Origin of the sequence: Shewanella psychropiezotolerans (genome assembly GCF_007197555.1) — a bacterium.
In the GTDB taxonomy this organism is placed as follows: Bacteria; Pseudomonadota; Gammaproteobacteria; order Enterobacterales; family Shewanellaceae; genus Shewanella; species Shewanella psychropiezotolerans.
In genome coordinates, this window is the sequence record NZ_CP041614.1 from 2,066,252 (window position 1) to 2,089,459 (window position 23,208).

Annotated in this window: 21 protein-coding genes, 1 other RNA gene and 2 pseudogenes; 14 read left to right on the top strand and 10 right to left on the bottom strand. The window is 43.3% G+C overall.

Annotation, left to right across the window (positions count from 1 at the left end; translation table 11 throughout):
- Positions 1-15: 15 nt before the first annotated feature.
- Positions 16-507 carry a HEPN domain-containing protein gene (locus FM037_RS09215; RefSeq protein WP_144045751.1) on the top strand — a complete coding sequence of 164 codons (492 nt, stop codon included), beginning with the start codon at positions 16-18 and terminating at the stop codon, positions 505-507.
- 199 nt (positions 508-706) lie between these two features.
- Here FM037_RS09215 and ssrA read toward each other — a convergent pair.
- Both ssrA and smpB read right to left on the bottom strand, forming a co-directional pair.
- Positions 707-1,061, bottom strand: a transfer-messenger RNA (tmRNA) gene (ssrA, locus tag FM037_RS09220).
- Between the two features lie 215 nt (positions 1,062-1,276).
- Positions 1,277-1,774: an SsrA-binding protein SmpB gene (smpB, locus tag FM037_RS09225; protein ID WP_144045752.1), complete on the bottom strand. Its 498-nt coding sequence runs from the start codon at positions 1,772-1,774 to the stop codon at positions 1,277-1,279.
- Positions 1,775-2,075: 301 nt separating this feature from the next.
- Here smpB and FM037_RS09230 point away from each other — a divergent pair, with 301 nt between their 5' ends.
- Both FM037_RS09230 and FM037_RS09235 read left to right on the top strand, forming a co-directional pair.
- Positions 2,076-2,507, top strand: coding sequence for an SRPBCC family protein (locus FM037_RS09230; RefSeq protein WP_144045753.1), 432 nt, complete (start codon positions 2,076-2,078; stop codon positions 2,505-2,507).
- Positions 2,508-2,626: 119 nt separating this feature from the next.
- The gene (locus tag FM037_RS09235) at positions 2,627-2,959 is read left to right on the top strand and encodes an RnfH family protein (RefSeq protein WP_144045754.1); all 333 of its coding nucleotides are present in this window, start codon (positions 2,627-2,629) and stop codon (positions 2,957-2,959) included.
- 67 nt (positions 2,960-3,026) lie between these two features.
- On the opposite strand, the gene FM037_RS09240 is transcribed toward FM037_RS09235, so the two are convergent.
- Entirely contained in the window at positions 3,027-3,536 is a 510-nt protein-coding gene (locus FM037_RS09240) for an outer membrane protein assembly factor BamE (protein ID WP_144045755.1), read from the bottom strand.
- Positions 3,537-4,012: 476 nt separating this feature from the next.
- Here FM037_RS09240 and FM037_RS09245 point away from each other — a divergent pair, with 476 nt between their 5' ends.
- From FM037_RS09245 to FM037_RS09265, 5 genes and pseudogenes are all read left to right on the top strand, one after another.
- Positions 4,013-4,834, top strand: a complete 822-nt coding sequence (locus FM037_RS09245) for an SAM-dependent methyltransferase (protein ID WP_144045756.1) — start codon at positions 4,013-4,015, stop codon at positions 4,832-4,834.
- A gap of 141 nt (positions 4,835-4,975) precedes the next feature.
- The gene (locus FM037_RS09250; RefSeq protein WP_144045757.1) at positions 4,976-5,182 is read left to right on the top strand and encodes a hypothetical protein; all 207 of its coding nucleotides are present in this window, start codon (positions 4,976-4,978) and stop codon (positions 5,180-5,182) included.
- A gap of 104 nt (positions 5,183-5,286) precedes the next feature.
- Positions 5,287-7,248: a tetratricopeptide repeat-containing diguanylate cyclase gene (locus FM037_RS09255; RefSeq protein WP_185976995.1), complete on the top strand. Its 1,962-nt coding sequence runs from the start codon at positions 5,287-5,289 to the stop codon at positions 7,246-7,248.
- Positions 7,249-8,394: 1,146 nt separating this feature from the next.
- Positions 8,395-9,597: pseudogene (locus tag FM037_RS09260) on the top strand (malate synthase); the annotation flags it as partial.
- 493 nt (positions 9,598-10,090) lie between these two features.
- A complete protein-coding gene (locus FM037_RS09265) occupies positions 10,091-11,494 on the top strand; it encodes an HDOD domain-containing protein (RefSeq protein WP_227993095.1) in 1,404 nt (467 codons plus the stop codon).
- A 69-nt stretch (positions 11,495-11,563) separates the two neighbouring features.
- On the opposite strand, the pseudogene FM037_RS09270 reads toward FM037_RS09265, so the two are convergent.
- The 5 genes and pseudogenes from FM037_RS09270 to FM037_RS09290 all read right to left on the bottom strand — a co-directional run.
- Positions 11,564-11,683, bottom strand: a pseudogene (locus FM037_RS09270) (nuclear transport factor 2 family protein); the annotation flags it as partial.
- A gap of 404 nt (positions 11,684-12,087) precedes the next feature.
- The gene (locus FM037_RS09275; protein WP_229381132.1) at positions 12,088-12,426 is read right to left on the bottom strand and encodes a nuclear transport factor 2 family protein; all 339 of its coding nucleotides are present in this window, start codon (positions 12,424-12,426) and stop codon (positions 12,088-12,090) included.
- A gap of 301 nt (positions 12,427-12,727) precedes the next feature.
- Positions 12,728-13,552 carry a M90 family metallopeptidase gene (locus FM037_RS09280; protein WP_144045761.1) on the bottom strand — a complete coding sequence of 275 codons (825 nt, stop codon included), beginning with the start codon at positions 13,550-13,552 and terminating at the stop codon, positions 12,728-12,730.
- A gap of 191 nt (positions 13,553-13,743) precedes the next feature.
- Positions 13,744-14,235, bottom strand: coding sequence for a CopG family transcriptional regulator (locus FM037_RS09285; RefSeq protein ID WP_144045762.1), 492 nt, complete (start codon positions 14,233-14,235; stop codon positions 13,744-13,746).
- Positions 14,195-14,947 carry an AAA family ATPase gene (locus FM037_RS09290; RefSeq protein ID WP_144045763.1) on the bottom strand — a complete coding sequence of 251 codons (753 nt, stop codon included), beginning with the start codon at positions 14,945-14,947 and terminating at the stop codon, positions 14,195-14,197. The genes FM037_RS09285 and FM037_RS09290 overlap by 41 nt, the downstream gene beginning before the upstream one ends.
- A 614-nt stretch (positions 14,948-15,561) precedes the next feature.
- On the opposite strand from FM037_RS09290, the gene FM037_RS09295 reads away from it, so the two are divergent.
- The 3 genes from FM037_RS09295 to FM037_RS09305 all read left to right on the top strand — a co-directional run bounded on the left by FM037_RS09295 (position 15,562) and on the right by FM037_RS09305 (position 16,878).
- Positions 15,562-15,783: a DUF3820 family protein gene (locus FM037_RS09295; protein ID WP_144045764.1), complete on the top strand. Its 222-nt coding sequence runs from the start codon at positions 15,562-15,564 to the stop codon at positions 15,781-15,783.
- A gap of 151 nt (positions 15,784-15,934) precedes the next feature.
- Positions 15,935-16,237 carry an NrfJ gene (locus tag FM037_RS09300; RefSeq protein ID WP_144045765.1) on the top strand — a complete coding sequence of 101 codons (303 nt, stop codon included), beginning with the start codon at positions 15,935-15,937 and terminating at the stop codon, positions 16,235-16,237.
- Between the two features lie 140 nt (positions 16,238-16,377).
- Entirely contained in the window at positions 16,378-16,878 is a 501-nt protein-coding gene (locus tag FM037_RS09305; RefSeq protein WP_144048905.1) for a GNAT family N-acetyltransferase, read from the top strand.
- A gap of 86 nt (positions 16,879-16,964) precedes the next feature.
- Here the strand turns inward: FM037_RS09305 and FM037_RS09310 are convergent, their stop codons facing one another.
- Positions 16,965-18,713 (bottom strand): bifunctional metallophosphatase/5'-nucleotidase, encoded by a 1,749-nt coding sequence (locus FM037_RS09310; protein WP_144045766.1) that lies wholly within the window; start codon positions 18,711-18,713, stop codon positions 16,965-16,967.
- A gap of 128 nt (positions 18,714-18,841) precedes the next feature.
- Positions 18,842-19,939, bottom strand: a complete 1,098-nt coding sequence (locus tag FM037_RS09315; protein WP_144045767.1) for a CNNM domain-containing protein — start codon at positions 19,937-19,939, stop codon at positions 18,842-18,844.
- A 288-nt stretch (positions 19,940-20,227) separates the two neighbouring features.
- On the opposite strand from FM037_RS09315, the gene FM037_RS09320 reads away from it, so the two are divergent.
- The 3 genes from FM037_RS09320 to FM037_RS09330 are packed head-to-tail and all read left to right on the top strand — an operon-like array spanning position 20,228 to position 23,153.
- Positions 20,228-21,349: a bifunctional tRNA (adenosine(37)-C2)-methyltransferase TrmG/ribosomal RNA large subunit methyltransferase RlmN gene (locus tag FM037_RS09320; RefSeq protein WP_144045768.1), complete on the top strand. Its 1,122-nt coding sequence runs from the start codon at positions 20,228-20,230 to the stop codon at positions 21,347-21,349.
- 32 nt (positions 21,350-21,381) lie between these two features.
- Entirely contained in the window at positions 21,382-22,167 is a 786-nt protein-coding gene (gene pilW, locus FM037_RS09325; protein WP_144048906.1) for a type IV pilus biogenesis/stability protein PilW, read from the top strand.
- Positions 22,168-22,169: 2 nt separating this feature from the next.
- Positions 22,170-23,153 carry a RodZ domain-containing protein gene (locus tag FM037_RS09330; protein WP_144045769.1) on the top strand — a complete coding sequence of 328 codons (984 nt, stop codon included), beginning with the start codon at positions 22,170-22,172 and terminating at the stop codon, positions 23,151-23,153.
- Positions 23,154-23,208: the final 55 nt, after the last annotated feature.

Genomic DNA, 23,208 nt, shown 5'->3' on the forward strand with positions numbered 1-23,208 from the left:
TAAGCGTGAAGGGTAATGTTGTATGACACCGGTAACTTTACCCTTGATGAAGCCAAAGAACTGACGACAAAGGAACATCATGATTTAGCACAGGAATATTTGGATTATTGGCTTCAGGGAGCTGATGAGTTTTTTATTAATTTTAGGTTTATGTTGGAATCAGGTTTCTTAAACAAAGCTGCATTCGTGTTACATCAAGTCACCGAATCTTTCTATAGTGCCATATTATTAGTCTTTACCTGCTATAAACCCAATAGCCATGATTTAAAAAAATTAGGCGGTCGAGTGGCCAGTATTGAGCTTGAGTTTATCACGGTGTTCCCGATGGGGACCGAAGAGGATCGTCAGCGCTTTAAACTGTTGCGTAAAGCTTATGTCGATGCTCGCTATAAACTCAGTTATGTGATCATCTTGGAAGAACTCGAATGGTTAGGTGAGCGAGTGGAATATTTGCAAGCGCTCACAGAACGTCTGTGTAAAGCCAAGAACGCCAGTTATTTGGAGTAAACATTGAGTCGTGCCTTTTGAAGCCATGGCTGTGCGCTGTCGCCACTTTGCCGCCATTGAGAAACGATGAAGGAATGGTTGTTTTTGAAGCGTTTTACGCTGAATCAGGGGAGGGGATAGTGCGTAATAGATTGAATTTAAGCAATAAAAAAAGGCCAACCATTCTTGTTATAAGAAGTGGTTGGCCTTTCTTAGTAATTGGTGGAGGCGGCGGGGCTCGAACCCGCGTCCAAAAAGCCTACATCCAAGGCGCTACATGCTTAGTCTCTCTTTTGGTTAACCAAGTACACTCCGAAAGACAGGATTGCAATTGGCGAGTTCAGTACTATTTCGCGGTTCACCCCTGAACGTGGTTCCCTCGCTATCAAATGTAAGATGACCATCTATAAACCAAACCCATTTGAGAAGTTTCGGCAAGATGGCTAGCTAGCCTAAGCTGCTAGAGAGTAGTTAGAGTCGTTAGCAACTATAACAGTGAGGCTTTTTACGAGGCCAACCTCCCCTCGGCATGCTCCCAGGGTTTCGAGAATCTTGTCGAATCCAGAATCGCCCCCAAGTACAATTCGATTGTAACGCGTTGCCACTCGATTACCAAGCGTGTTTTGCAACTCGTTATATCGTTTGTTCGTTATCCGTACGTTTTGCGTGTTTTTTATTGTTTTTCAGTAAATGATTGGCTATTCATTGTTCGTACCAAGCATTTTATCATTTAAAACTTCGTTTCATGACCGGACTCCGGCTTAAAAGCATTGCCGGAGAGACGGGAGTGCTATTCACCACGTACGGCTTTTTTCATTGTTCGAGCTTTTTCAATCTGCCATTCACGATCTTTAGTATCGTCACGCTTATCGTGTTCTTTCTTACCTTTACCTAGACCTATCTCGATTTTGACCCAGGCACCTTTCTGCCAGTACATAGAGATAGGTACGATAGAGTAGCCCTTACGATCGACGAGCCCTTGTAACTTATCTAGCTCTTTTCGTTTGAGCAGAAGTTTACGCGAGCGCATAGGATCACAGACGACATGGGTTGATGCGGTATTCAATGGCGCTATGGTACAACCGAAGAGAAAGGCTTCGCCTTCTCTCATAAACACATAGCTTTCAGACAAGTTAACCTTGCCCATTCGAATAGACTTAACTTCCCATCCCATTAGGGACAGACCTGCTTCCATCTTCTCTTCGAATTTATAGTCGAAGGTTGCGCGTTTATTACGGGCAATCGATGCGGAGGAGTTTTTTGATTTTTTTGCATTTTTCTTAGCCATAGGCTGGCTATTATACGCAGGGACAAGTTTTTTGGAATTGCTGCCGACGAATTATTCAGACATTTCTGCAGAATAACGAGGGTTTGCGTGATTTTTGAACAAACAAAGCCTGCTTTAAGGTGGCAATTAGGCAAGCGGTGCTTTTAGGTGTCTCACTTTAGAAAGAGGTGAATATGCGTTTTTCTATGATCGTGTTAAAATCCTGTCATTAGTGATCATCTTTAGCGTTCGTTAAGGTGATTGTCTTTGGCAACTGGTTTAATCAAATTGTTGAGATAAACTGTTTCAGGTAAAGAGTAGAATGCCCCAAATATCCCGCAGTGTGTTAGTGCGCTTTAGCGCAATGCAGATGTATGAAATCGTCAATGATGTTGAATCCTATAAAGAGTTTTTGCCCGGTTGTGTCGGTGGCAAGGTGCTCGAGTTTGACGGTGAGACTATGCTCGCATCTGTAGATGTGTCCAAAGCTGGTATTAGTAAAACCTTCACTACCCGTAATCAAGTCATACCGGGTAAGAGTATTCAGCTTTCTTTAGAAAATGGCCCTTTCAAGCATTTGCTCGGCGAGTGGCGCTTCACTGAATTGACCGAAGATGCCTGCAAGATAGATTTCGAGTTAAGTTTCGAGTTCTCTAACTCTCTCGTTGAACTGGCTTTCGGCAAGGTGTTTAAAGAGTTGATGTCATCTATGGTGACGGCGTTTACCGGCAGAGCGAAAGTGATCTATCGATAGTCGTCAGCAATTAGCTATGAGCTTCGAGCTATGAGCTTCGAGCTATAAGCTTCGAGCTATAAGCTATAAGCTACTAGCTAATTGCTTTTAGCTTGTTCCATATTGAAAGAGATAAATTGATGAACATAGAGCAGGAAGGTTTTGCGGTAGAGGTTATCTATGCCTTACCCACACAGCAAAAACGTATCCAGATAAAAGTGGCGCCAGGAACTAGCTGTATTGAAGCGGTGGAATTGAGCGGCATGATTACCTATTTCCCTGAAATCGACCTTGAAACGGTCAAGCTAGGGATTTTTAGCCGTGCGGTTAAGCATAACGAAGTCTTAATGCCCGGGCAGAGGGTAGAGATTTATCGTCCCTTGATTGCTGATCCGAAAGATGTACGACGTCGTCGTGCCGAAAAAGCGAAAGAGGAAGGCCGGATAAATAAGATCACGGGCGGAAAGATATAGATAATAATTGAATGTGTTCCTGACGCCTGACGCTAGGAACACATCGACTTAATTCATTAAGCTTCTGCTATTCAAACTTCTTTTCTGCTTGAGATTCAGGATCATTCTCTTCTACTAATGGCTTAGTATCAGGACGCTGCTCCGGGATCAATGGCTCTTCATTGTTTTCAACTTCAGTTTCTAGCATAGACGCATCAGGAAGACGGCTCTGGTCTAGTGGTGTATCAAAATCTTCCGCAAGATCGTAATCCCCTACCACTTTAATCAGAATGTCATTTTCAAAGTGAATGATCAGCTCTTTGTGTATGATGCTGGCATCACGTCCACTCTTATAGTGATACACGTAATACCAAGTATCGTCGGAAAAGCTGTCACGTAATACGGGTCTGCCTAGTATGTATTCAACTTGCTCCTTGGTCATCTCAATACGCAGTTTCTCTACCTGCTGAGTTTCCATGTAGTTACCTTGTGGAATATCTGGCTTATAGATCAGCCAGTCAAATACACTACATCCTGTTACTGATAACGAGAGCGCAGCGGCGCCCAAAAGGGTAAGGCTCTTCTTTTTAATTGTCATTGAATACACTACTTCATAAAAATCTATCGGTCATCATACCCAAGCACAAGCTACTGTGACAAGAGTTGATGGAACATTATTCCGTTAATTTGAGTCGTGCCAATCTCTTGGTAAGACCGACTGATTCGACCATCATCTATTCGATTGGTTCAGAAAGTTAGCATTATAGGTTTAACTGTTTTCTTTTTGTGCAACAAACTGGTGTGAAATCCAGCTAAAAGTGAGGTGTGAAAAGTGTGTCTTAAGTTGGAAACTTTTGTCCTGTGTTAGGTGGGCTGCAGCTTAGCTAAGATAGCTTAGATTGATAACTCTATAAAATAGTCAAAATGTACCAAGTTTAGTTTTTTAAACAGCTAAGTTGAGCTGCAACATATTAATTTATTTAAGTTTGTTTTCTTAGTAATAAGAACTTGCAAAGTAACAGAAAAGTTATGAGAATATGTTTTGATGAATAGTCTATCTAGAGAACTCAAGTAATGCCGACGCTACAAAATAGTACATGTCACCAAGGTAGCCTAGTTTGTGTCGGTACTGGCCTCAATCTAGCTGGTCAGATAAGTGTTCTCAGCAAGAGTTATATAGAAAATGCCGATGTGGTGTTTTCGCTCGTGCCAGATGGGTTTGCACAGCGTTGGCTGGAAACCCTCAATAGTGATGTTCGTAGCCTGCAGCCTTACTATGCTCAAGGTGACGAAACTAAAAGCCGTCGTGATACTTATGACCAGATGGTACAAGCCATTTTAAATGCGGTTCGCGATGGCAAGAAAGTGGTTTGTGCACTCTACGGTCATCCAGGTGTATTTGCCTGTGTATCTCACTTTGCCATCGAGCTGGCGAGGGGAGAGGGATACAGGGCTAAGATGGAGCCGGGTATTTCGGCGGAGGCCTGTTTATGGGCCGACTTAGGAATAGATCCAGGTCATTCTGGTCATCAGAGTTTTGAAGCGAGTCAGTTTATGTTTTACAAACATACACCGGACCCAACGACACACCTATTATTGTGGCAGATAGGCATCGCAGGTGAGCACACCTTGACTGAGTTTCATACGTCATCGGATCGCTTGCAAGTCTTGGTGGAACAGCTAAATGAATGGTATCCACTCGATCATGAAATCATCCTCTATGAAGCAGCAACTCTACCGGTACAGCAACCTAGAATTGACAAGTTACCCCTGAAAAATCTTCCTTTCGCACAGTTAAGCGCCATCAGTACCTTGCTTATTCCGCCGTCGAGAAAGCTTGAGATTAACCATGATATCTTAGCCAAGTTAGGCATCACCGTCGCGGATTTAGGGTAATAGACTTTTATAAAATCAGTCATAAACTTTAGTTCTAAATTTAAATTATAACTTAAAAGACAAAGGGTTAAAGAATAAGTTAGGTAGCATTGCAGTATCGCTATAAATAAAAGACCGTAATTACATAAAAGGATCGACTTAATGTCAAAGTTAAATGACCTGTTAGAAAACCTAAGTTCAGATGCAAAGTTAAATGCTAAATACCTTGAGACTCCTGAGCAGGTGATGGAAGAGGCTGGACTTAATGATAAAGAGAAAAATGCTATGCGCTCAGGTGATGAAAATAGCTTGACTGATGTGACTAGTGACAAGAGAGCGTATAGTAAATATATAAGAAATCCTGATTAATGTATCAAGGCCAATTTTTATGCAGCTCTAATAGGATTATGAGCTGCAAGATATTTACTGTCTTAATCATTAATAGGTTATTTAGTGCTGAACTAGAGTCTACTATGTCAAACATAAAAATGATAACTAGAGTGATTCGAATCTATGAGATTACTTTTAAAAAAATCGATGGCGTAGTAAGTGTTTTTAATATGAGAGAACTGTTTTTAGCTTCTATTTTTATGATGATTTCGGGAGTTTTCAGTGTATTCCCGACAAAAGCTTTAGCTGAATTTAGTGGTAATAAAAAAATAACACAACTAGAGGTTACTAATGTCAGCCCAGAATATTTAGATAAAGCACTCTTAAAACTAGAACATATCCGTACACAGCAACCTGAAGTCGTTATTGACCAACTTAAGACGTTATCTTCTTTTACTTCAATCATGAGCCAAGAGCAAGTTTATCGCTACAGTTTGCTTCGAGCACATTCATATGCCTTATCTGGAAAATCAGAAATGGCCATAAGTCTCTTAAATGAACAACTGGCTAGCCCATTCAATACAGGTCTTATTAAGTATAAAAGTCGGTTTCTATATTTGTTAGCAAACACTTACTCTCATTATAACCACTATGCTAAGTCATTACAGACATTGCATCAACTACTGCCCTTACTTGCTGAGGTTGATGATATAGAGAGTGAGGTGTATGGATACACTTTAGCTATTGAGCTGTTAGTGCAGATGAACTTGAATAATGAAGCACTGAAATATGCAAAGATTCTTCATAAAAAATTGCCGAACATGTCAGAAGCGCGACATCGTTGCTTTACCACTTTTTCCTATGCTGAAAGCTTGAATGCAGTATTTAAGGATCAAGTTGGATATGGAACAAAAATTATTGATATGTATCAAGATGCTTTTGATGAGTGTTCACTGGCTAATGAGAAGATGGTCATGGCTGGTTCCTTGATTGGGCTTGGTAAGATTACCATGCAGCTAGATAAATTGACTGAAGCTAGGCTCATATTAAAGCAAGCATTGGAGTTATCTTCTTCAATTCCTTACCCGCTCGATATTGCTGATATCAATATGGCATTAGCTAAGGTTGATATGGGTGAGGCTAAATATAAACAAGCCTTGTCAAGATTAAATGAGGTATCTGAACTTATTAGTAGCCTTAAAGACAAACAGCTGTTAGCGAGCTTTTATCTCATACTCTCCGAAGTAAACGAAAATCTTGCTAATATAGATGCGGCATTAACAAACAGAAAATTATACCTGCAAAACTATTTAACAGATTTAGGTGAAACCCAAAGTAAAATCATCGCCTTTGAGACGACTAAGCTTAATTATATTGAGAAAGAACGACAGATACGTTATCTCAACAAAGATCGCGAGCTCTATACAGCTAAGGCGACTTTGACTGAATTACAACGAAGAAATGAACGGTTGATGAATACGTTCGTTTTCGGTGGATTAGTTTTATTGGCTATCTTCGCTTTGGTAATGACGATGCAGAAGCGTAAATATAAACAGTTGGCCCAGCACGATGCTTTAACGGGGATTTTCAATCGCGGTACAGCTCAGAACATTGCTGAAAACAGTTATATTAAGACTGCATCGAAGAGAGGAATGTTTAGTGTCATCATGTTCGATCTCGATTACTTTAAGCGCATCAATGATAACTATGGCCATGGTACCGGAGATTGGGTATTAAAGAAGGTGGCGGAAGTGATCAATAAAATCAGTCGAAGCGATGATATTTTTGCACGCTTCGGAGGTGAGGAATTTGCCCTGTTTCTACCTGGTACTGATGAAGCTAAAGCGAATGCCATGGCGGAAGAGTATCGCAGCCTTATTCAATCAATTGAGACCAGATTTTCTGGCCACAATTTTAATATCACGGCAAGCTTTGGCGTATCGACGAGTAGTGAAGATGACTTGAGTTTAGATCCCTTGCTGCATAGAGCCGATATCGCCATGTATCACTCTAAAGAGCAGGGGCGCAACTGTGTCACACTTTATAAGCCTGAGATTGAGCAGAGTCGCTCTGGTTATCAAAAGAGTAAGATGGCTCTAGGTTAACGGCTTAGGTTGACCATATAGTGGCACTTAGATAGTAAGCTGCTTTTAGAAAATCGGTATGAAGGTGCTCGTACCTCCTGAATCTGACCCACAGGGATGTGGCAAATGCCATGATGATACCGGGAGTATTATTGGCCCTTGGAGATCTCATTCCAACATTCTAGCTTTCTAGCTTTCCTATCACTCTTAGTATCACCTATTTCAGTTCGAAGCTGAGTTCAATCTATACCGATTGGCATGACTTCTCGTGAGCAATCCAATAGAGTTTCTGATATTTTTTCTAAGTTTTTCCCGATTTAACCAATGTTTTTTCCCATGTTGATCGATAAACATACGTCGGGAGTTGTTAATGCCTTGTTGTGCGTGTCTGTTTTTAAGTTGACGTTTTCGTAAACGTAAAATTAAAACAATCGTTTAAATACTGTGTTTTATCAGAACTGTATAAGTCATTGAAATATCGTGATGTTATGGTTTTACCTATGGGGAAGTACCAAACAGAAGAGCTTGTGTATATTTTCTGGGCCGTTTGTCTCAGGTGTATAGTTATAGTTACTTAATGTAATATTGTTACGTAATAAATTACCAATTAAGATCTCTGGTCAATTTGTCCAATAACTTATTTATTTGAATGCGCCTCTCTTTTTATTGACATTTATATTGTTTGTTTTCAGTGTGTTATGTTGTTTTTGTTGGTGTAAAAATTCCTTGTTCCTCTTAGTTTCTATTTAATAAATGATTTCAGTTTGTACTGTTTTACCATTGCAAACGATCGATTTTGTTAGTAGGTTTTGTTCAAAATGAAGCGATAGTATTCAGTTCTTGACTCATTGAAGCGAGTCGAGAGTCCAGCAGTTGTTCTGATTCGAACATGCAAATAGATTCGAGATTGAAGTCGGCGAAGCACAGCGAATGCATCGCTAAATAGCACAGAAGAGGAAGCGAAAAATGACACAAGATGTATTGAGTAGGGTCCAGCGTGAACCTCAATTTAGAAGTCTAGAGGTCGGTGAGCCTCTGCAAGCTTTGTCGGCAATAACACCCGAGCTTAAGGCAAACACGAGATCAGTCTCTTTTTCTGCTTCTTCCGCCAATAGTGCTAGCCCAGATTGCAGCAAACGAGATGTCGAATCTAACAACGAACTTAACATCATAGGTGAAGATGTCGATGGCCAAGAAGCTATTTTTAGTCAAGGTGCACTGAGCTTATTGAATGTGTTGTGTCAACAATTTGCTGCAGAAATACCTGAACTGCTGGTGCAGCGTTCACATAGGCAGGAGGAGTTGAATGCCGGTAAGCGGCCTGACTTCTTAGCTCAAACAGAGTCGGTTAGAAAGGCTAGTTGGCAGATCCGTGGTATCCCAGAAGATCTACAAGACAGAAGGGTGGAGATAATGGGATCGGTCGAACGTCAGATGGTGATCAATGCGCTTAATGCCAATGCAAAAGTATTTGTGGCTGATTTCGAAGATTCTTTAGCTCCCACTTGGAATAAGGTCGTCGAAGGACAGATTAATTTGCGCGATGCCGTGGCAGGAAACATAGAATATACCGATCCTACCACCGCAAAACACTATCGGCTTAATGAAGATCCCGCCGTTTTGATATGTTGCGTCCGTGGTCTGCACTTAACTGAGAAGCATGTTGAGTTTAATGGGCTAAGTATTCCTGCATCGCTATTTGATTTTGCCCTCTATTTTTACAATAACTATCGCCAGCTACTGAATAAAGGTAGTGGCCCCTATTTCTATATCCCAAAACTGGAAAGTCATCTTGAAGCCCGTTGGTGGGCTAAGGTTTTTGCCTATGTCGAGGAACGTTTCTGTCTTCTACCTGGCACGATTAAGTGTACGTGTCTGATAGAGACCTTACCTGCGGTATTTGAGATGGAAGAGATCTTATTCGAGTTACGTTCGAATATAGTGGCACTCAACTGTGGCCGTTGGGATTATATTTTTCGTGATATAAAGACCCTTAATAATCATGGTGAACATGTGCTGACCGATAGACAGAACTTAACCATGGATGAGGCATTTTTAAGCGTCTTTTCCCGTTTATTGGTTAAGGTATGCCATAAGCGTGGCGCACTCGCTATGGGTGGTATGGTGGCGTTTATTCCGACGAAAGATGCAGAGCTAAACGAAACCGTATTACAACAGCTGCGGACAGATAAGGAACTCGAGGCCCGCAACGGACATGACGGCACTTGGGTGGCACATCCTGAGCTTGCCGGTACGGCCATGGCGATCTTTAATCAATATCTAGGTGCCGGACAGAAGAATCAGCTACACATCACCCGAGATGTCGATGGCCCTATACGTGCCAAGGAGTTACTGCTGCTCTGTGAGGGAATTTAACTATTTCAGTTTGCTGCTCTGCAGCCGTTGTCCCCCGTGCAGTATTCCTACGTGCTGCATGGGTTTTTCATTCCAGACGACTATTTTAAAGAATAACATTGCTACGACAATGTTTGCTTGTGTTCGCGGCTCGATTGAGCCGCATTTTTTTATCTGTTTTTCCCCTTCGACACTCACTTCTTAACTGTGGTTTTTGATTTCCAAATAGTACAAGGCATGGTCGATAAATAGGCAGTTGATGTCGGTAACCACTTTCAAATCAAACTGTTTCGGTATTTTACTTAAGCTAGGCTATGTTTATTGGTATTATTTGTATTAACTATGTTATAAATTTTTATGCCTATACTTTAGATGTAGGCAAAAGCTTATCTCAATCCTTTATAAGCATCTATGAGAAGAGAACTATTTGAATTCCCAAACTCAGAGTCAATCTCAGGTTAAATCGAAGGGAGTCGATTACTGGACTAAGCGCATCAGCGATCAGGAGATGCCGGCATTATGCTCTACGGTGAAAACACTGGAGAAGCTGGCTAAAGACGACGTATCTTCCCTGGGATTACTCGGGAAGAGCGTGATGCACGATAATGCATTGACCTCTCGAATATTAAGAGTGGCAAATAGCGCCACTTACAGTAAAGGTCAGAATCAGGTGACGACCGTGAGTCGTGCCACTGTGGTGTTAGGTTTCGATACTATACGTAATATCTGTATTACCGCTAAATTACTCAGTAGCTTACTCGAATCAAAAGGCTTGTCTGAGCCTGTATATCAAAGACTTATCAAACTGATGGCCCGTGCTTTTCAGGCGGCCATGTTAGCCAAGATGATGCTCAGAGATCATGATGAAGAGTTACAGGAGGAGGTGTTTATTGCATCCTTACTGTATCACTTAGGTGAAAGCGCTTTTTGGAGCACCGGCTGTGATGAGGCGGTTGCGCTTGATGCGGCTATAGATCAGTGTAGCGATAATAAAGAAGAGAAAGGGATCATTCGTGAGATGTTAGGTACCTCTTTCAATAAGCTCACACTCGGTATCGCACGAAGCTGGGGCCTGGGAGATGTGTTACTTAAATCTCTGAGTAATCCCGATGAACGCACCCCTGAGATCCGCAGTATTTATCTAGCCAATCAGATAAGTGAACTCTTGGCACAGGAGAATCCGGCGCCTGAGGAACTTCAGCTTAGGCTAAAGCAAGCTGCCAGCATGTTAGGTATCGAGGTCGATGAACTGAAACTTCGCATGGTCCGCTGTAGTAACGCCACAAAAAAATTAGCCGAAGCCTATGGCGCTAAAGTGCTTATAGAACATCTTCCTAACCCCATGCATCTTAAGAAAAATCTGGTTGCCGAGATTAATGCCCCCTTGGTTCGTATGCCGAACATGACCTTACAGTTAAAGAAGTTACGCGAACTCACGGATTGTGCCATAAACAAAGCCGACTTTAATCGGGTGATCACCACCACGTTAGAGGGATTGTTAGATGGAGTGGGTGTGGATCGCTGCGGTGTTTTATTGTTATCCCCTAACCGTAAACGATTGCAGCCGCGCATCGCATTAGGCGAGGGGGCCGAGACGATGAAGACCGAATTTATTATTACCTTAGAGCAACCTCAATGCCTATTTTGTGACAGTATCGAGCTCAAACAGGCTATGTTTGTCGATGATCCAAGTTCGTCTAAATGGCGCTTGTATATGGATCCGGATCTGAAAAGCAAAACATCAGCCACGGGCTTCATGATTTCCCCCTTGGTGATAGATCACAAAGTGATAGGTATGATCTATGCTGACCGCGCGACCTCAGAGCGTAAATTGACTCAGGCCGAGTTTGATAACTTCACTCACTTTGCACAACTTGCCAACGTTTGTCTCACTGCATCCATGGGACATTAGGCTTGAGCATCGAGTTTTGGGTTACGAGTTTCTAGTTCCTAGGAACTTTTAGCTCGAACCTTCTTTTATCTACTTTTCTGACTTAATCCTTGCTGTTATCTCTTTAGCTATCTCATTAGGAATGGGGAAACTGAGGTGATATTGAGCAATTTCCCAACCATAATCTGTCTTGATGAGAGTGCCTGTTCCGTAATACAAGTTCCATTAAGTAAGTGATCATTCAGCGGGAGTTAAAAACGCTGTAGGCAAGGGCTATATTGCTCCTGCAATATAGACATTCGCCACATCCGTGTGGCTATAAGGGGATTGAAGCTAATAGTTATTCTCGGTAACAAGCTCCTGCGTTGCTCTACCTCCTGCATCCATGCAGTCGTATATCGAAAGCCACTTGCGCAGCATAAAGTGTTTTTAAAACCGCACTACGTGAGCTTCTCAGGACTTCTACTTCTGTGTTGCATTGCCTCAAAAGGGAATAACCACTTCCTCAACAATGCGCCGTGAATTAACAGCCCTGAGAGAGCTCTGAATTAATCATCAATTTAATGGAATTGGTATAAGGCCGTAGGAGGCACTGTCGAGTAGCTCATTGAACATCAACACTCGGTCATTGTTTTGGGTTTTTGCCGACACAAACACCCGGGTTTTAGGTGTGTACTCCCAGCCATCGGTTGGGCGTAGCCTTCAAATTCTGACATGTTCCAATGCTCAGTGGCATCGGTGCCGATAAATACCGCTTCTGGTAAGTACAGGCTGAAATAGGTGTCCCAGTCGGCTCGTGTCGCCGCTTGATGTAACTTGTCTACAGTAGCCTCGGTGTAAGTTATCGCTGTGGTGTCGGCTTCTGTTAGCTGGGCAGATTTTATTTGGGTTGCTGCATTAGTGGTAGTGGCTGCATACACTTGTCCAGCGACCAGAGTAAGACTGGCGAGCACGGTTAATGCTATAACCGATGTCTTAAATAATATGTTAGCTGACGATACCGAAATAGATCTATTGTAATTTTAGCTTGGTCATGTGTGTTTGCTAGTCTTGCCATGGTGACCTCTTTGTTATTATTTTAGCTTTTATTATGCAAGTTTTATCACATGTACTTCTGTTTTAGTCAAATTTGAGCCTTACCATCTAAAGCTGGATTTCGGCCAAAATCTTGCCGGAATGACTGGGTGTTTTTTGAATGTGTATTCGCTTTAAACAAGAGTAACCTTTCACACTTCTCCCCCTTTTAGCCTTGAGTTAATGCCAGTTTACCGGATCTAATTTAAAAAACAGGCTCAGCTCTTGATAGAGTTCTCTGTGATCTTGATAGAAGTCATCGGGTCGCTCGAAGAACACCTCAGTGATCACCGCAAAAAATTCGGCTGGGTTAGTGGCGCCATAATAACTAAAGAGTGAAGGGACATCTTGCTCGGCGTTGCGTTGCAGGACATCAAACTCTTGGCTGAGTATTTTCGACCAGGCAGAGTAATCACTCATTCTGTCTAAAATTGGTGCACCGTTGGCGTTGCCATCTTCTTGATCCAGTTGATGAGCAAACTCATGTATGACGACATTACTGCCATCCACCGGGTTGGCTGCATCGGCCTGAGCGGTCTGCCAAGACAAGATAACCTTGCCATTTTGCCAAGATTCACCGGATAAAATACGTTGGCGGTCACTCACTACGCCGCCACTTCTGTGTTCCTGGTTATTAACAAAAAATACCGAAGGGTAGACTAAAATTTGTTTAAGATTTGGATAGTAGTCGGTAGATCTGTTCAGTAACAGTAAGCAGGCCTGGGCGGCGATGGTGACACGCATCTCATCATCGATAATGATGCCATCGCAACCAACAAACTCCTTTTCAGAGAGGAAGACTTGGATATGCTTCTTGAGCTGTAGCTGAAGATCTGCCGGGAGAGAGCGAAAGTAGGGCATGCGTCTCTTGAGCACCTCCCGCCATGGTTTGGGAAAGGGCACTTGGGTGATGCGCATGCGACGTCGAGCAATGCGCCAGTTGCGCGATACTATCCAACCAATGGCGGCCGATGCGATTAAGCTAACGAGAAAGATGGCGATCATAATTACCTTATATTTATCTATTCCTAATACATGAGATAAGGGTGAAGAGTCTGTTTTTCAATCATAGATCGAGTTTAGAGAGAAATAATTGGTGGGAAAAAGAAGGAAAAAAAATGCTGACAGCCCGGAAAGTACTCTTTGGGATAAGAAAGCTGCCAGCTAAGGTTGGGAGAAACGGGTAGAGATTGTCACTAATCGACTATGATTGAAGTTTCCTTTTGTTTACGTTCATCTTCATTGAGTGAATAATGATGCTCAATGAGAAAACGTATGAGTTTAGACTTAGCAACATCACAGCCACTGGCTATCTCAGCAAGATGAGAGATCGCAGACTCACTCAAGGTAAAGGTGGCTTTCCTGTACGGTTCATCACCTTTACTTATTTTGAGTATTGCTTGGTTGCGATTCTTTTGCCTCTTTAGCTGTGGCGGTGTGAACTCTTCAGGTTCAGACCGAACAGGTTTTGACTGCATAGGAACCGAGTCGGGTACCGCAAATCTAGAGGCTAAATCCATGATATCTACCATGGTCGGATCATTGCTATTGTGACCCGCCGCATACAAGCTGGCATCATCGATAAAGTCATCAATCAAGGCATCGAGAGACATCTGCATGGGTCTCTTTGTATTGATGCCTGACGAGTTAGACTGCGTAGAGTTTTTCTTGAGATCGGCTAGACCCATACTCACCTCTCATCGAATTCATTTTGTTCATATGTAGTGTAGCGATACGATTTCTAATTTCGGTCGGATTCTTGGCTTGCAGCATTTCACAAGCGATACTCCGCATCTCATCAGCTGCTTTACCCTGGGGTTCTATCTCAATCACAGACAAGCCAGACTCTTCACTGTCGTCATAGATGTTTCGGCTATAGGTAATAGCATCTAGTACATTGATATCGTATGTGCGGCACACGTCTTTGGCTTCAAAGATTCGGTTTGACTGATTAGGCAGGCTAGGACATTGAGTGATAACGAAAGAAGCTTGCATCTTGGGGTTGATCATCATACAGGTCGCGACTATATCATCCATATGGCTTACCGTTTTCAAATCTCGGCGCTTGGGCCTAAGTGGCATGAGAACATGTGAAGCAACAGACATGGTGGCGCGCAGAGCTAAATTATCCTGTCCGCCGCAGTCCACTATTACGAAATCATAGTGTTGCTCCAGGCTGAGTAAGTCATTGCGTATCTTGCCATAGAGTTGCACACAGTTGATGCTGGGGAGATCCGGGTTATTGTTTCTTGCCTGGATCCAATCAGATGTAGTGCGCTGTGGATCACAGTCAACCATGATGATGGATGCACCACACTCGGCAGTTAAAAATACAGCGATATTTTGAGCTAAGCAGCTTTTGCCACTGCCGCCTTTCTCGCCTCCGACTAATATGATCATTTGTTTTCCCCTTACTTTAGTCGCCTAAAATTAGTCACCTAAAATTTCTTACACCTGTGTCACTGAGTGCCTGTCTTACGCTGGCTTTTATATTTAGTTTGTTTTTAAGTTGAAGTCATAGATAGCGCTTCAGCTCACTGGGTACTGCTAGCGTTAATGTTAATTTAGTGACTTATTAAAACGTCGTCAACATCCTGATTTTTTGACATTTTATGGTATTTTTCAGAAAAGGATGTCGCGACATCTATTTGACAGAACAGTGAGTTCGACTGAATTTTGACGTGGAATTTAGTGATTCACCATGCGTGAATATAGCACTATGTTATCAGTGGGTTACATTTCTAAGTTGGGTTTTAGTGCTCTTTGAACTGTAATAATTATTAATTTCTGCATATTTATGCAGGTATTGGTGAGGTTTTATATTCCTATAATAAACTGAGAGTACTTTTGTTATTCGAATTTGTTATGGTTAATTAGTACTTCTAGGGGGGATAATTTGGGCATGAGTATCTTTGACTGGCACTTTAATGACAAAGGTGTGATATTTCCTTGTGATTTATAACCTGTTCGTTATCCTGCAGAGCTATTTTCTAAGATGAGTCGGGCTTAAAAAAATGAATGAACAGGTGCTACTCGATGCAATTAATCAGAAAATGCCCTTCGGTAAGTATGCCGGGAGGAAGCTGCTTGAGCTGCCAGAGCCCTATCTGGTGTGGTTTCATTCCAAAGGTTTTCCTGAAGGAAAGTTAGGTGAGCAGCTAGCCCTAATGTATGAAATTAAACTCAACGGCTTAGAAGGCATGTTACAACCTTTATTAGATAAATCACGACGGTGATTTAAGTTCCGTAAAATTCGTGAGATTTTTCTATTGTGAGATCTTGCTCTAAAACTCGAACTTTGGTCGTGCATTTCGTGATTTGCATTAGAGATTTATTATTTGCTCCATGTTCTAATGACGCCATAACGTTGAAAATAAGGAACCAGCAATGATAGCTAAATTAATAAAGTTGGCAGCAGTAGCCACTCTCGCATTAGGCATGTCCAGCGCATGGGCGGCAGGGGTAGTTCATGAAGGCACAGTATTAGATACCATGAATGGTGGTGGCTACACTTATGTGCAAATTAAAGAGTCTGATAAGACTTTTTGGGCTGCGGGTCCTCAAGTTGAAGTTAACAAGGGCGACACTGTTGTTGTTCAAGAGCAGATGTGGATGAATGATTTTACCAGTAAGTCACTGGATCGCACCTTCGAAGAACTGCTTTTCGTAGGACGTATCGATAAAAAGTAATGTTCGCTCAATATTAGTTGAGTGTCATTTAACGTGATAAATGGTGGTTTGATTGCTTAGGCGATTGCCACCATTTTTGTGTTTATCTCATGGCATTTCTCATGCAAAATAGCCTATCCTTTCTTTTTAGTGCTTCATTTATGTACTCCGTGATCCCTTACCGAGCGGCCTATGCTCAAAGTGTCAGTCAGCTTTTCCATGATGCCATTCATGCTATAGATGAGGCGCAGTATTCTATGGCTGATAAATCTGCCTGGTCGGCTAAACCAAGATCAGCCTACCATTGGCATAAGCGTCTGACTCGCACGAAAGCCTGGTTAGTGATCGATACTGGCTCTATGCACTATGGTCTTCCAATTTGCTGTGGCTTTATCAATATAGAAATGGGATTTCATAGCCGCGGCTATATAGATAGCTTATACGTTCACCCCGAATATCAAGGCAAAGGTGTAGCGAAGATTTTATATCAAGCGCTGGAGCTTTGGTCACGGGAGCAAGGATATAAAGAGCTCAGTGTCGATGCATCCCGTCTGTCAAAGCCTCTGTTTCTTTCCTATGGATTTAACGTTAACCATAGAAGCTATCAGGAAAAGTTAGGCCAGGTGATCATGGGATATTTGATGAGCAAGTCGCTATGCTAAATAAAATATTAAGCCGATAAACTTAGCCGTGCTGATTGGGGTTTATTAGAGTACTAATTAATACATCTCACTGTGAGTACATCTATTTAGTTGGCTGCTTCTCTGTGGCTGGTATAACTCACCTGAGGCGGTAATTCCTGCTCCAGAGTTTGCTCACGTTTCATGAAGCGAATAAAGGCGTTGGGAAGGGTTAGCTCTTCGAGAGGGCGTTGCCACTGGGCCTTGAGCAGTGGATGATATCCCTCTTTTCCCGAGGCCGTATAGGCCGAAGAAACTCCAACATAATGTTGCGCTTTATTTACCGCTATCCACTTTTCCAGTGTGCTGTTCGGGCACAGTATCTCCAGTGTTAGGATGCGTTCGCCTTGTGGCTTTCTGCCGTCGTAGCAATACTTGAGTCCATAGGTATAAGGAAAACTGCCAGCACCTGTGCCGGTCACGCTGTTATTAGTCGCTGAGTTGATCGCCGACTCCAGGGCATCGAACAGGTATAGGCCTAAGATTTGATATTTTACTAAGGGGAGATCGAAGGGCAGCAAGCGACCGACAACATCGGCTAAGGTTAATTTACCCTTGCTCAAGGATTGGCGCACACCACCGGCATTATGCAGGGCAAAATCGACACTTGGGTGTATGCGTTTGGCCTCATGGTAGATGCTTTTACAGACCCAAGGGGCTATTTCACTGCCGTGGGGTAGGGATTTACTGGGTAAACGGGTGTGAATGAGATCTCTGGGTAGAAAACCTAATACCTGTTTGTCCATCGCGGCGATAGCCGGGCGATATTCAGAGGTAATTATTCGGATGATGTGTGGATCTTCCTGTTGCCAGAGAATCCCCGGATGTTGCTCAAGCTGATCACGGATAGCAGTATAATCTTCAGGCGCTACTCCTTCAGCCGACTCGAGAATAAATTGCTGATCCAGCATGAAATAGTTGTGGCCTTCGAGGCGAGTGACTCGGCCATTAGCATCGAACTCTATGTCGGCCAAGCCTAAGGTCTCTGCATGCTTACCCGCATGCAGTATAGGCGTGCTGTTGACTCGTTCACCGTAAGTCGTTGCACTCAGGCCAAGAGGCCTGAAATCACCCTGCAGGGTATGGCTATGACCGCCCACTATAAGGCTGATTCCATCCATAGTGTCGGCAAGTAGCCTATCTTGATCGAGTCCAAGATGACTCAACACTATGATATGGTCAACGCCTTGGGACTTAAGGTGCTCAATGGTTTTTCTTGTAGTCTCGATGGCATTGATAAAATAGGTATCAGGATCCGGGCGTGCAATCTGCGCCATCTGATCTAACGTGATACCGACAATAGCCAAAGGTTTATCTTGGATCTGTTTTATTAATACTTTAGCCCTGCCTGTCTGGCTATCATAGTCGAGCAAGCGGGGATGGCCGCTCATGGGACTCTCTTTACTCGCATCCTCTCGGCTCAAGTCCATATTACCAGCTAGCAGTGGGAATTGGATATTATTGAGAAAGGCTAATACCGGGGCGTTACCCGCATCTATTTCATGATTGCCAAGCACCATGGCATCGGGCTTGAGTTGATTTAACAGATGGGCATTGGCTACGCCCTTGAACTGACGAAAATATAGGGTGCCCTGAAAACTGTCACCGCCATGGAGGAAGAGAAACTCTTGCTTTTGTTGTTTCGCCTGATCTCTTGCGTGATTTATTTGATGTTGAATACGCGCATAACCACCAGTGTGACTGTATACATCGAACTGCTTACCGGCATGAGTTAAGGAGAATTTTATGCGGCTGGCATCGAAGTGAGAGTGAGTGTCATTGATGTGGGCAAGTTTAAGCGTGTATTTGTGGGGCATAGCGTCTGTTTAGTGTCTATTCGGGGGACGATAGTATCACCGAACGCGTGACACAAAAAAGGGAAACTTGCGTTTCCCTTTCTGCTTTTGTAACTAAGCGTTAAGCACTCGGTTTGATTTTTAGCAGATTAATGCTTTGCCGAGTCACTCTTTGGGGTTTGCAGATAAGACTCGAATTCACCGTCATCGGAGAGACGTATGCCTTTATCCGTCATTCGTTTCTCCCACTGTTTACGTGCGAGTTGCTGCATGTCTGTGACCGGGTCATTACTGTCAACGATCTCAAGTCCCAACAGAGATTCAATAATATCTTCCAGAGTCACAATACCTTCACCTGTGCCGTATTCGTTGACGACCATAGCTATCTTGGTATTGCGCTTAATCAAGAGTTGAAATAGGGGTAAAATCTTAGCTGTTTCAGGCACGATCACCAAATTTCGCTTCAAATTACCGATAGGCGCTTGAGGAGAGTTACGCTCTGCTAGCAAGATATCGTTTCGATTGATAAAACCTATGACATCATCGGGATCTTTATCATAGATAGGAATTCGGCTAAATGGCGTGCTCTTGTGACGTAATGCGAACTCCTCTTTTGACAGCGAGGCCGGCAAGCTAAACATAACGGTTCTCGGGGTCATAATCGCGGTCACTGGCATCTCTTTCACCGATAGCATCTGAGTCAAAATCTTAGATTCTTGTTCGTCAAGTTCACCTGATTCATGACCTATCTTAGCCATGGCACTCATCTCTTGACGGATATATTGACCGTCATCGCCTTTACCCAGAAAGTGGGTGACCTGGCTGGACATCCAAATAAGAGGCTTAGTGAAACGCTCCATCCACAACAGGGCGACCGAAACACTTGGTGCCAGCTTACGCCAATGATTTGCGCCTAGAGTCTTAGGTATGATCTCAGATAAAAATAGGATTAAGAAAGTCAGCACAGCAGAAAATACACCGAGCATATCATCACCGAACACTTTAGCCGCCTGGGCCCCAGCGACTGCGGCACCAACCGTATGTGCTATGGTGTTGAGGGTCAGGATTGAAACCAGTGGTGACTCTACATTTTTTTTCTGACGTCCGAGTCGTTTGGCGGCTTCAGGATTGGACTGAGATAAATTTGCAACATAGCTAGGCGTTACTGAAAGCAGAACGGCTTCGAAGACACTACAAAGGAAGGAGACTCCGATAGCGACAGCTACAATAGTAATGAGGGTGATCATTTAGGGATTTACATTGACGGACCGATATTAGCCCAAGTGAATTCTATCATAACTCCCAACCACATCAAGGTTAACAAATGCCCTATAGGAGTTAAAATTTAGCAATGATCTTGCCAGCGCTTACCCATTGCTAACTAAAGTGAGGTCGGGAGAGTCGATAACTAGAGTCATGGTGCCGTGAGCCTGAAGTGAAAGAAGAGTAGATTACTAGCTAATATACGCACAAATCTGTATAATTCGCCGCCCTGTGACAGGTATTAGAACAGTTAAGTGTTGAGGTTAGTCAAAATGAGTGAAAAGAAGATCAATTTATTGGATCTGGATCGTAAAGGATTGAGAGCGTTATTCACCGATATGGGTGAGAAGCCGTTCCGTGCGGATCAGTTGATGAAGTGGATTTATCATTTTGGCGTCAGTGACTTCGAAGTTATGACGAATATTAATAAGGTATTGCGGGCTAAACTCGCCGCGCGTTGTGAAATTAAGGCGCCTGTAATATCCAGTTATCAGAAGTCAGAAGATGGCACGATTAAATTTGCCATTAATGTGGGTGATGGTCAGGAAGTTGAGACCGTGTATATCCCCGAAGGCGATAGAGCCACACTGTGTGTGTCTTCCCAGGTAGGTTGTGCGCTGGAGTGCACTTTCTGCTCGACGGCCCAACAAGGCTTCAACCGTAATTTGACTGTCTCTGAAATCATAGGTCAAGTGTGGCGTGTCGCCGATTTTATCGGTTTCGTCAAAGAAACCGGCGAGCGCCCGATCACTAACGTTGTCATGATGGGCATGGGTGAGCCTCTATTGAATCTTAAAAACGTGATCCCGGCTATGGATATCATGTTAGATGATTTCGGTTTTAGCTTGTCTAAGCGGCGCGTGACCCTGTCGACTTCGGGTGTTGTTCCGGCCCTGGATAAGCTCGGTGATGCCATTGATGTGGCCTTAGCAGTGAGTATTCATGCGGCCAATGATGAATTACGTGATGTCTTAGTCCCGGTGAACAAGAAGTATCCTCTGGAGGAGTTCTTAGCCGGTATTCGTCGCTATATTGCCAAGTCTAATGCTAACCGAGGTCGTGTTACTGTTGAGTATGTGATGTTAGATCACATTAATGACAGCACAGATCAGGCTCATGAGTTGGCTAAACTGATGAAAGACACCCCGTGTAAGATTAATTTAATTCCTTTTAACCCTTATCCGGGCTCTCCTTACGGTCGCTCTTCTAATTCACGTATCGATCGCTTCTCTAAAGTCTTGATGGAATATGGCCTCACAGTCATAGTGAGAAAGACCCGTGGAGACGATATCGATGCAGCCTGTGGCCAGTTGGCGGGGGATATTAGAGACAGAACCAAGCGTTTAGCGAAAAAACGCATGCAAGAGAATCAAATATCAGTCACAATAAACTAACTCTCTGAATATTTAGGTAGATATCATTGCTAATGATACAAGGATTGCTAAGACTTACCCCATTACTCATCTTGTCTTCAAGCTTGTTGACCGGGTGTGTGTCTGAGCGAGTGTATACTGGTACTGACATTCCTGTTGCCGAGAAAACCTTTGATAATGTTTCGGCCGCCAAACAGCGGGCACAACTTGGCCTCTCGTATCTAGAGAGAGGCAATAGCGCCCAAGCTAAGTTTAACTTGAATAAAGCGATTGAATTTGCGCCTAACATAGAAGCCGTCAATGTCTCTATGGCGTATTACTATCAGTCAGTTGGTGAGTTGGATATTGCTGAAACTTATTATCGCAAGTCCATCAATAGTATTGATGCGACTGGCGATGGCATGAACAATTTCGGGGTGTTTCTCTGTCAGCAGAAAAAGTATGTGGAATCAGAGAAGGTGTTTCTTAAAGCGATCAAGCTACCTCAGTATACTCGCGCCGCGTCTAGCTATGAAAATTTAGGCATCTGTAGCCGTAAGGCGGGAAACCTAGAGAAAGCACAAACATATTTCGCTATGGCGCTAAAGTATGACCCCAGAAGACAAGTGTCTCTAATTGAATTAACCGAGATCGACGTCGATATCGGCGATTATCTTAAAGCACGTGCTCAACTCGTTCGTTACCACAGAGTCGTTGCAGAATCAGCCGAGAGTTTGACGTTGGGAATAACCATTGAGCGAGGCCTAGATGATCCTGATGCAGTAAGGAAGTTTGGTATTCTACTTCTTGCCAAATTTCCAGCGTCGGTCGAAGCCAAACAGTATCGGGCCAGTATGTAATAATGACAAATAAAAAAATCGATATGCTAAAGGATGAAGCAGATACTCACCAAGACAAACCTGATAGCGAAACGATTGGGTCACTGTTAAGACAATCCCGTGAAAAGATGGGAGCCAGTGTTGCCGATATAGCCGAGCAACTGCATTTGAGGCCCTGTATCGTTGAGGATATTGAAGCAGATAATTTTGACGAAATTGCCTCTCCCACCTATGTGAAAGGTTATGTAAAGAATTTCGCTCGCATAGTCCAAGCCGATAAAAAGGCTATTCAGCGCTGCTTAGCCAACCAAGTCCCTCAAGACCCTGAGCCCCAGATGCAAAGCTTTTCCCGTAAGACGACGCGCCAAGCACGTGATGGCAGGTTGACGTTTGTCACTTACTTGATTGCCTTCATTCTATTGGCTCTGTTAGTGCTTTGGTGGGTGCAGAAATCGGATACGCTCTCATCCATCGACTTTTCTCAACCTACCGCAGAAGAGATTGCCGCCTCACAGAACGAGCCCGGTGGCATTTCCAATGGTGATGATTCGGGCAACAGTAACGCTAATACTGGCATCGAAAATTTAAGTGATGACGCGGCTCCACTAAATGTATCGGGTTTAGAAAGCAGTGAACGCATTTCTGTACCAGCTTCCGGACCGAATGATGAATTGGGCTCCTCAATGAACGAGACCGAAACTAAAATTAACACTCAGGCACTCGCTAAGCTAACCATTAAGCCAGTAAGTCAGTCAATAGGACAATCTGCACTCGCCTTGAGCTTGTCTGCCGATTGCTGGATCAATGTCACCGATGCGGCAGGTAAAGTACTGATTAACGATCTTAAAAAAGCGGGCAGTCAGCTTAATGTGTCTGGTGAAGCGCCGTTTAAATTAACCTTAGGCGCGCCACAGGCTGTAAGCATTGAACTTAACGGTGAAGCGGTAAGCCTTGTCGACTATCCCAGTGGGCGAGTGGCACGATTAACCGTTCCTTCAGCTGGTTGAGCAGTATTCGCTCCTAGACATAATGATTTGAGATTCATTAATTTAGTCTGATGAA

What these genes read in the sequence shown, in the direction of transcription:
- FM037_RS09285 (WP_144045762.1), bottom strand. Translation starts at nt 14,235, where the DNA reads ATGGGTCTAGCCGATCTCAAGAAAAACTCTACGCAGTCTAACTCGTCA.
- FM037_RS09330 (WP_144045769.1), top strand. Translation starts at nt 22,170, where the DNA reads ATGACAAATAAAAAAATCGATATGCTAAAGGATGAAGCAGATACTCAC.
- pilW (WP_144048906.1), top strand. Translation starts at nt 21,382, where the DNA reads ATGATACAAGGATTGCTAAGACTTACCCCATTACTCATCTTGTCTTCA.
- FM037_RS09320 (WP_144045768.1), top strand. Translation starts at nt 20,228, where the DNA reads ATGAGTGAAAAGAAGATCAATTTATTGGATCTGGATCGTAAAGGATTG.
- FM037_RS09245 (WP_144045756.1), top strand. Translation starts at nt 4,013, where the DNA reads ATGCCGACGCTACAAAATAGTACATGTCACCAAGGTAGCCTAGTTTGT.
- FM037_RS09290 (WP_144045763.1), bottom strand. Translation starts at nt 14,947, where the DNA reads ATGATCATATTAGTCGGAGGCGAGAAAGGCGGCAGTGGCAAAAGCTGC.
- FM037_RS09300 (WP_144045765.1), top strand. Translation starts at nt 15,935, where the DNA reads ATGATAGCTAAATTAATAAAGTTGGCAGCAGTAGCCACTCTCGCATTA.
- FM037_RS09250 (WP_144045757.1), top strand. Translation starts at nt 4,976, where the DNA reads ATGTCAAAGTTAAATGACCTGTTAGAAAACCTAAGTTCAGATGCAAAG.
- FM037_RS09230 (WP_144045753.1), top strand. Translation starts at nt 2,076, where the DNA reads ATGCCCCAAATATCCCGCAGTGTGTTAGTGCGCTTTAGCGCAATGCAG.
- FM037_RS09240 (WP_144045755.1), bottom strand. Translation starts at nt 3,536, where the DNA reads ATGACAATTAAAAAGAAGAGCCTTACCCTTTTGGGCGCCGCTGCGCTC.
- FM037_RS09305 (WP_144048905.1), top strand. Translation starts at nt 16,378, where the DNA reads ATGTACTCCGTGATCCCTTACCGAGCGGCCTATGCTCAAAGTGTCAGT.
- FM037_RS09235 (WP_144045754.1), top strand. Translation starts at nt 2,627, where the DNA reads ATGAACATAGAGCAGGAAGGTTTTGCGGTAGAGGTTATCTATGCCTTA.
- FM037_RS09255 (WP_185976995.1), top strand. Translation starts at nt 5,287, where the DNA reads ATGTCAAACATAAAAATGATAACTAGAGTGATTCGAATCTATGAGATT.
- FM037_RS09265 (WP_227993095.1), top strand. Translation starts at nt 10,091, where the DNA reads ATGCCGGCATTATGCTCTACGGTGAAAACACTGGAGAAGCTGGCTAAA.
- smpB (WP_144045752.1), bottom strand. Translation starts at nt 1,774, where the DNA reads ATGGCTAAGAAAAATGCAAAAAAATCAAAAAACTCCTCCGCATCGATT.
- FM037_RS09310 (WP_144045766.1), bottom strand. Translation starts at nt 18,713, where the DNA reads ATGCCCCACAAATACACGCTTAAACTTGCCCACATCAATGACACTCAC.
- FM037_RS09280 (WP_144045761.1), bottom strand. Translation starts at nt 13,552, where the DNA reads ATGATCGCCATCTTTCTCGTTAGCTTAATCGCATCGGCCGCCATTGGT.
- FM037_RS09215 (WP_144045751.1), top strand. Translation starts at nt 16, where the DNA reads ATGTTGTATGACACCGGTAACTTTACCCTTGATGAAGCCAAAGAACTG.
- FM037_RS09295 (WP_144045764.1), top strand. Translation starts at nt 15,562, where the DNA reads ATGAATGAACAGGTGCTACTCGATGCAATTAATCAGAAAATGCCCTTC.
- FM037_RS09315 (WP_144045767.1), bottom strand. Translation starts at nt 19,939, where the DNA reads ATGATCACCCTCATTACTATTGTAGCTGTCGCTATCGGAGTCTCCTTC.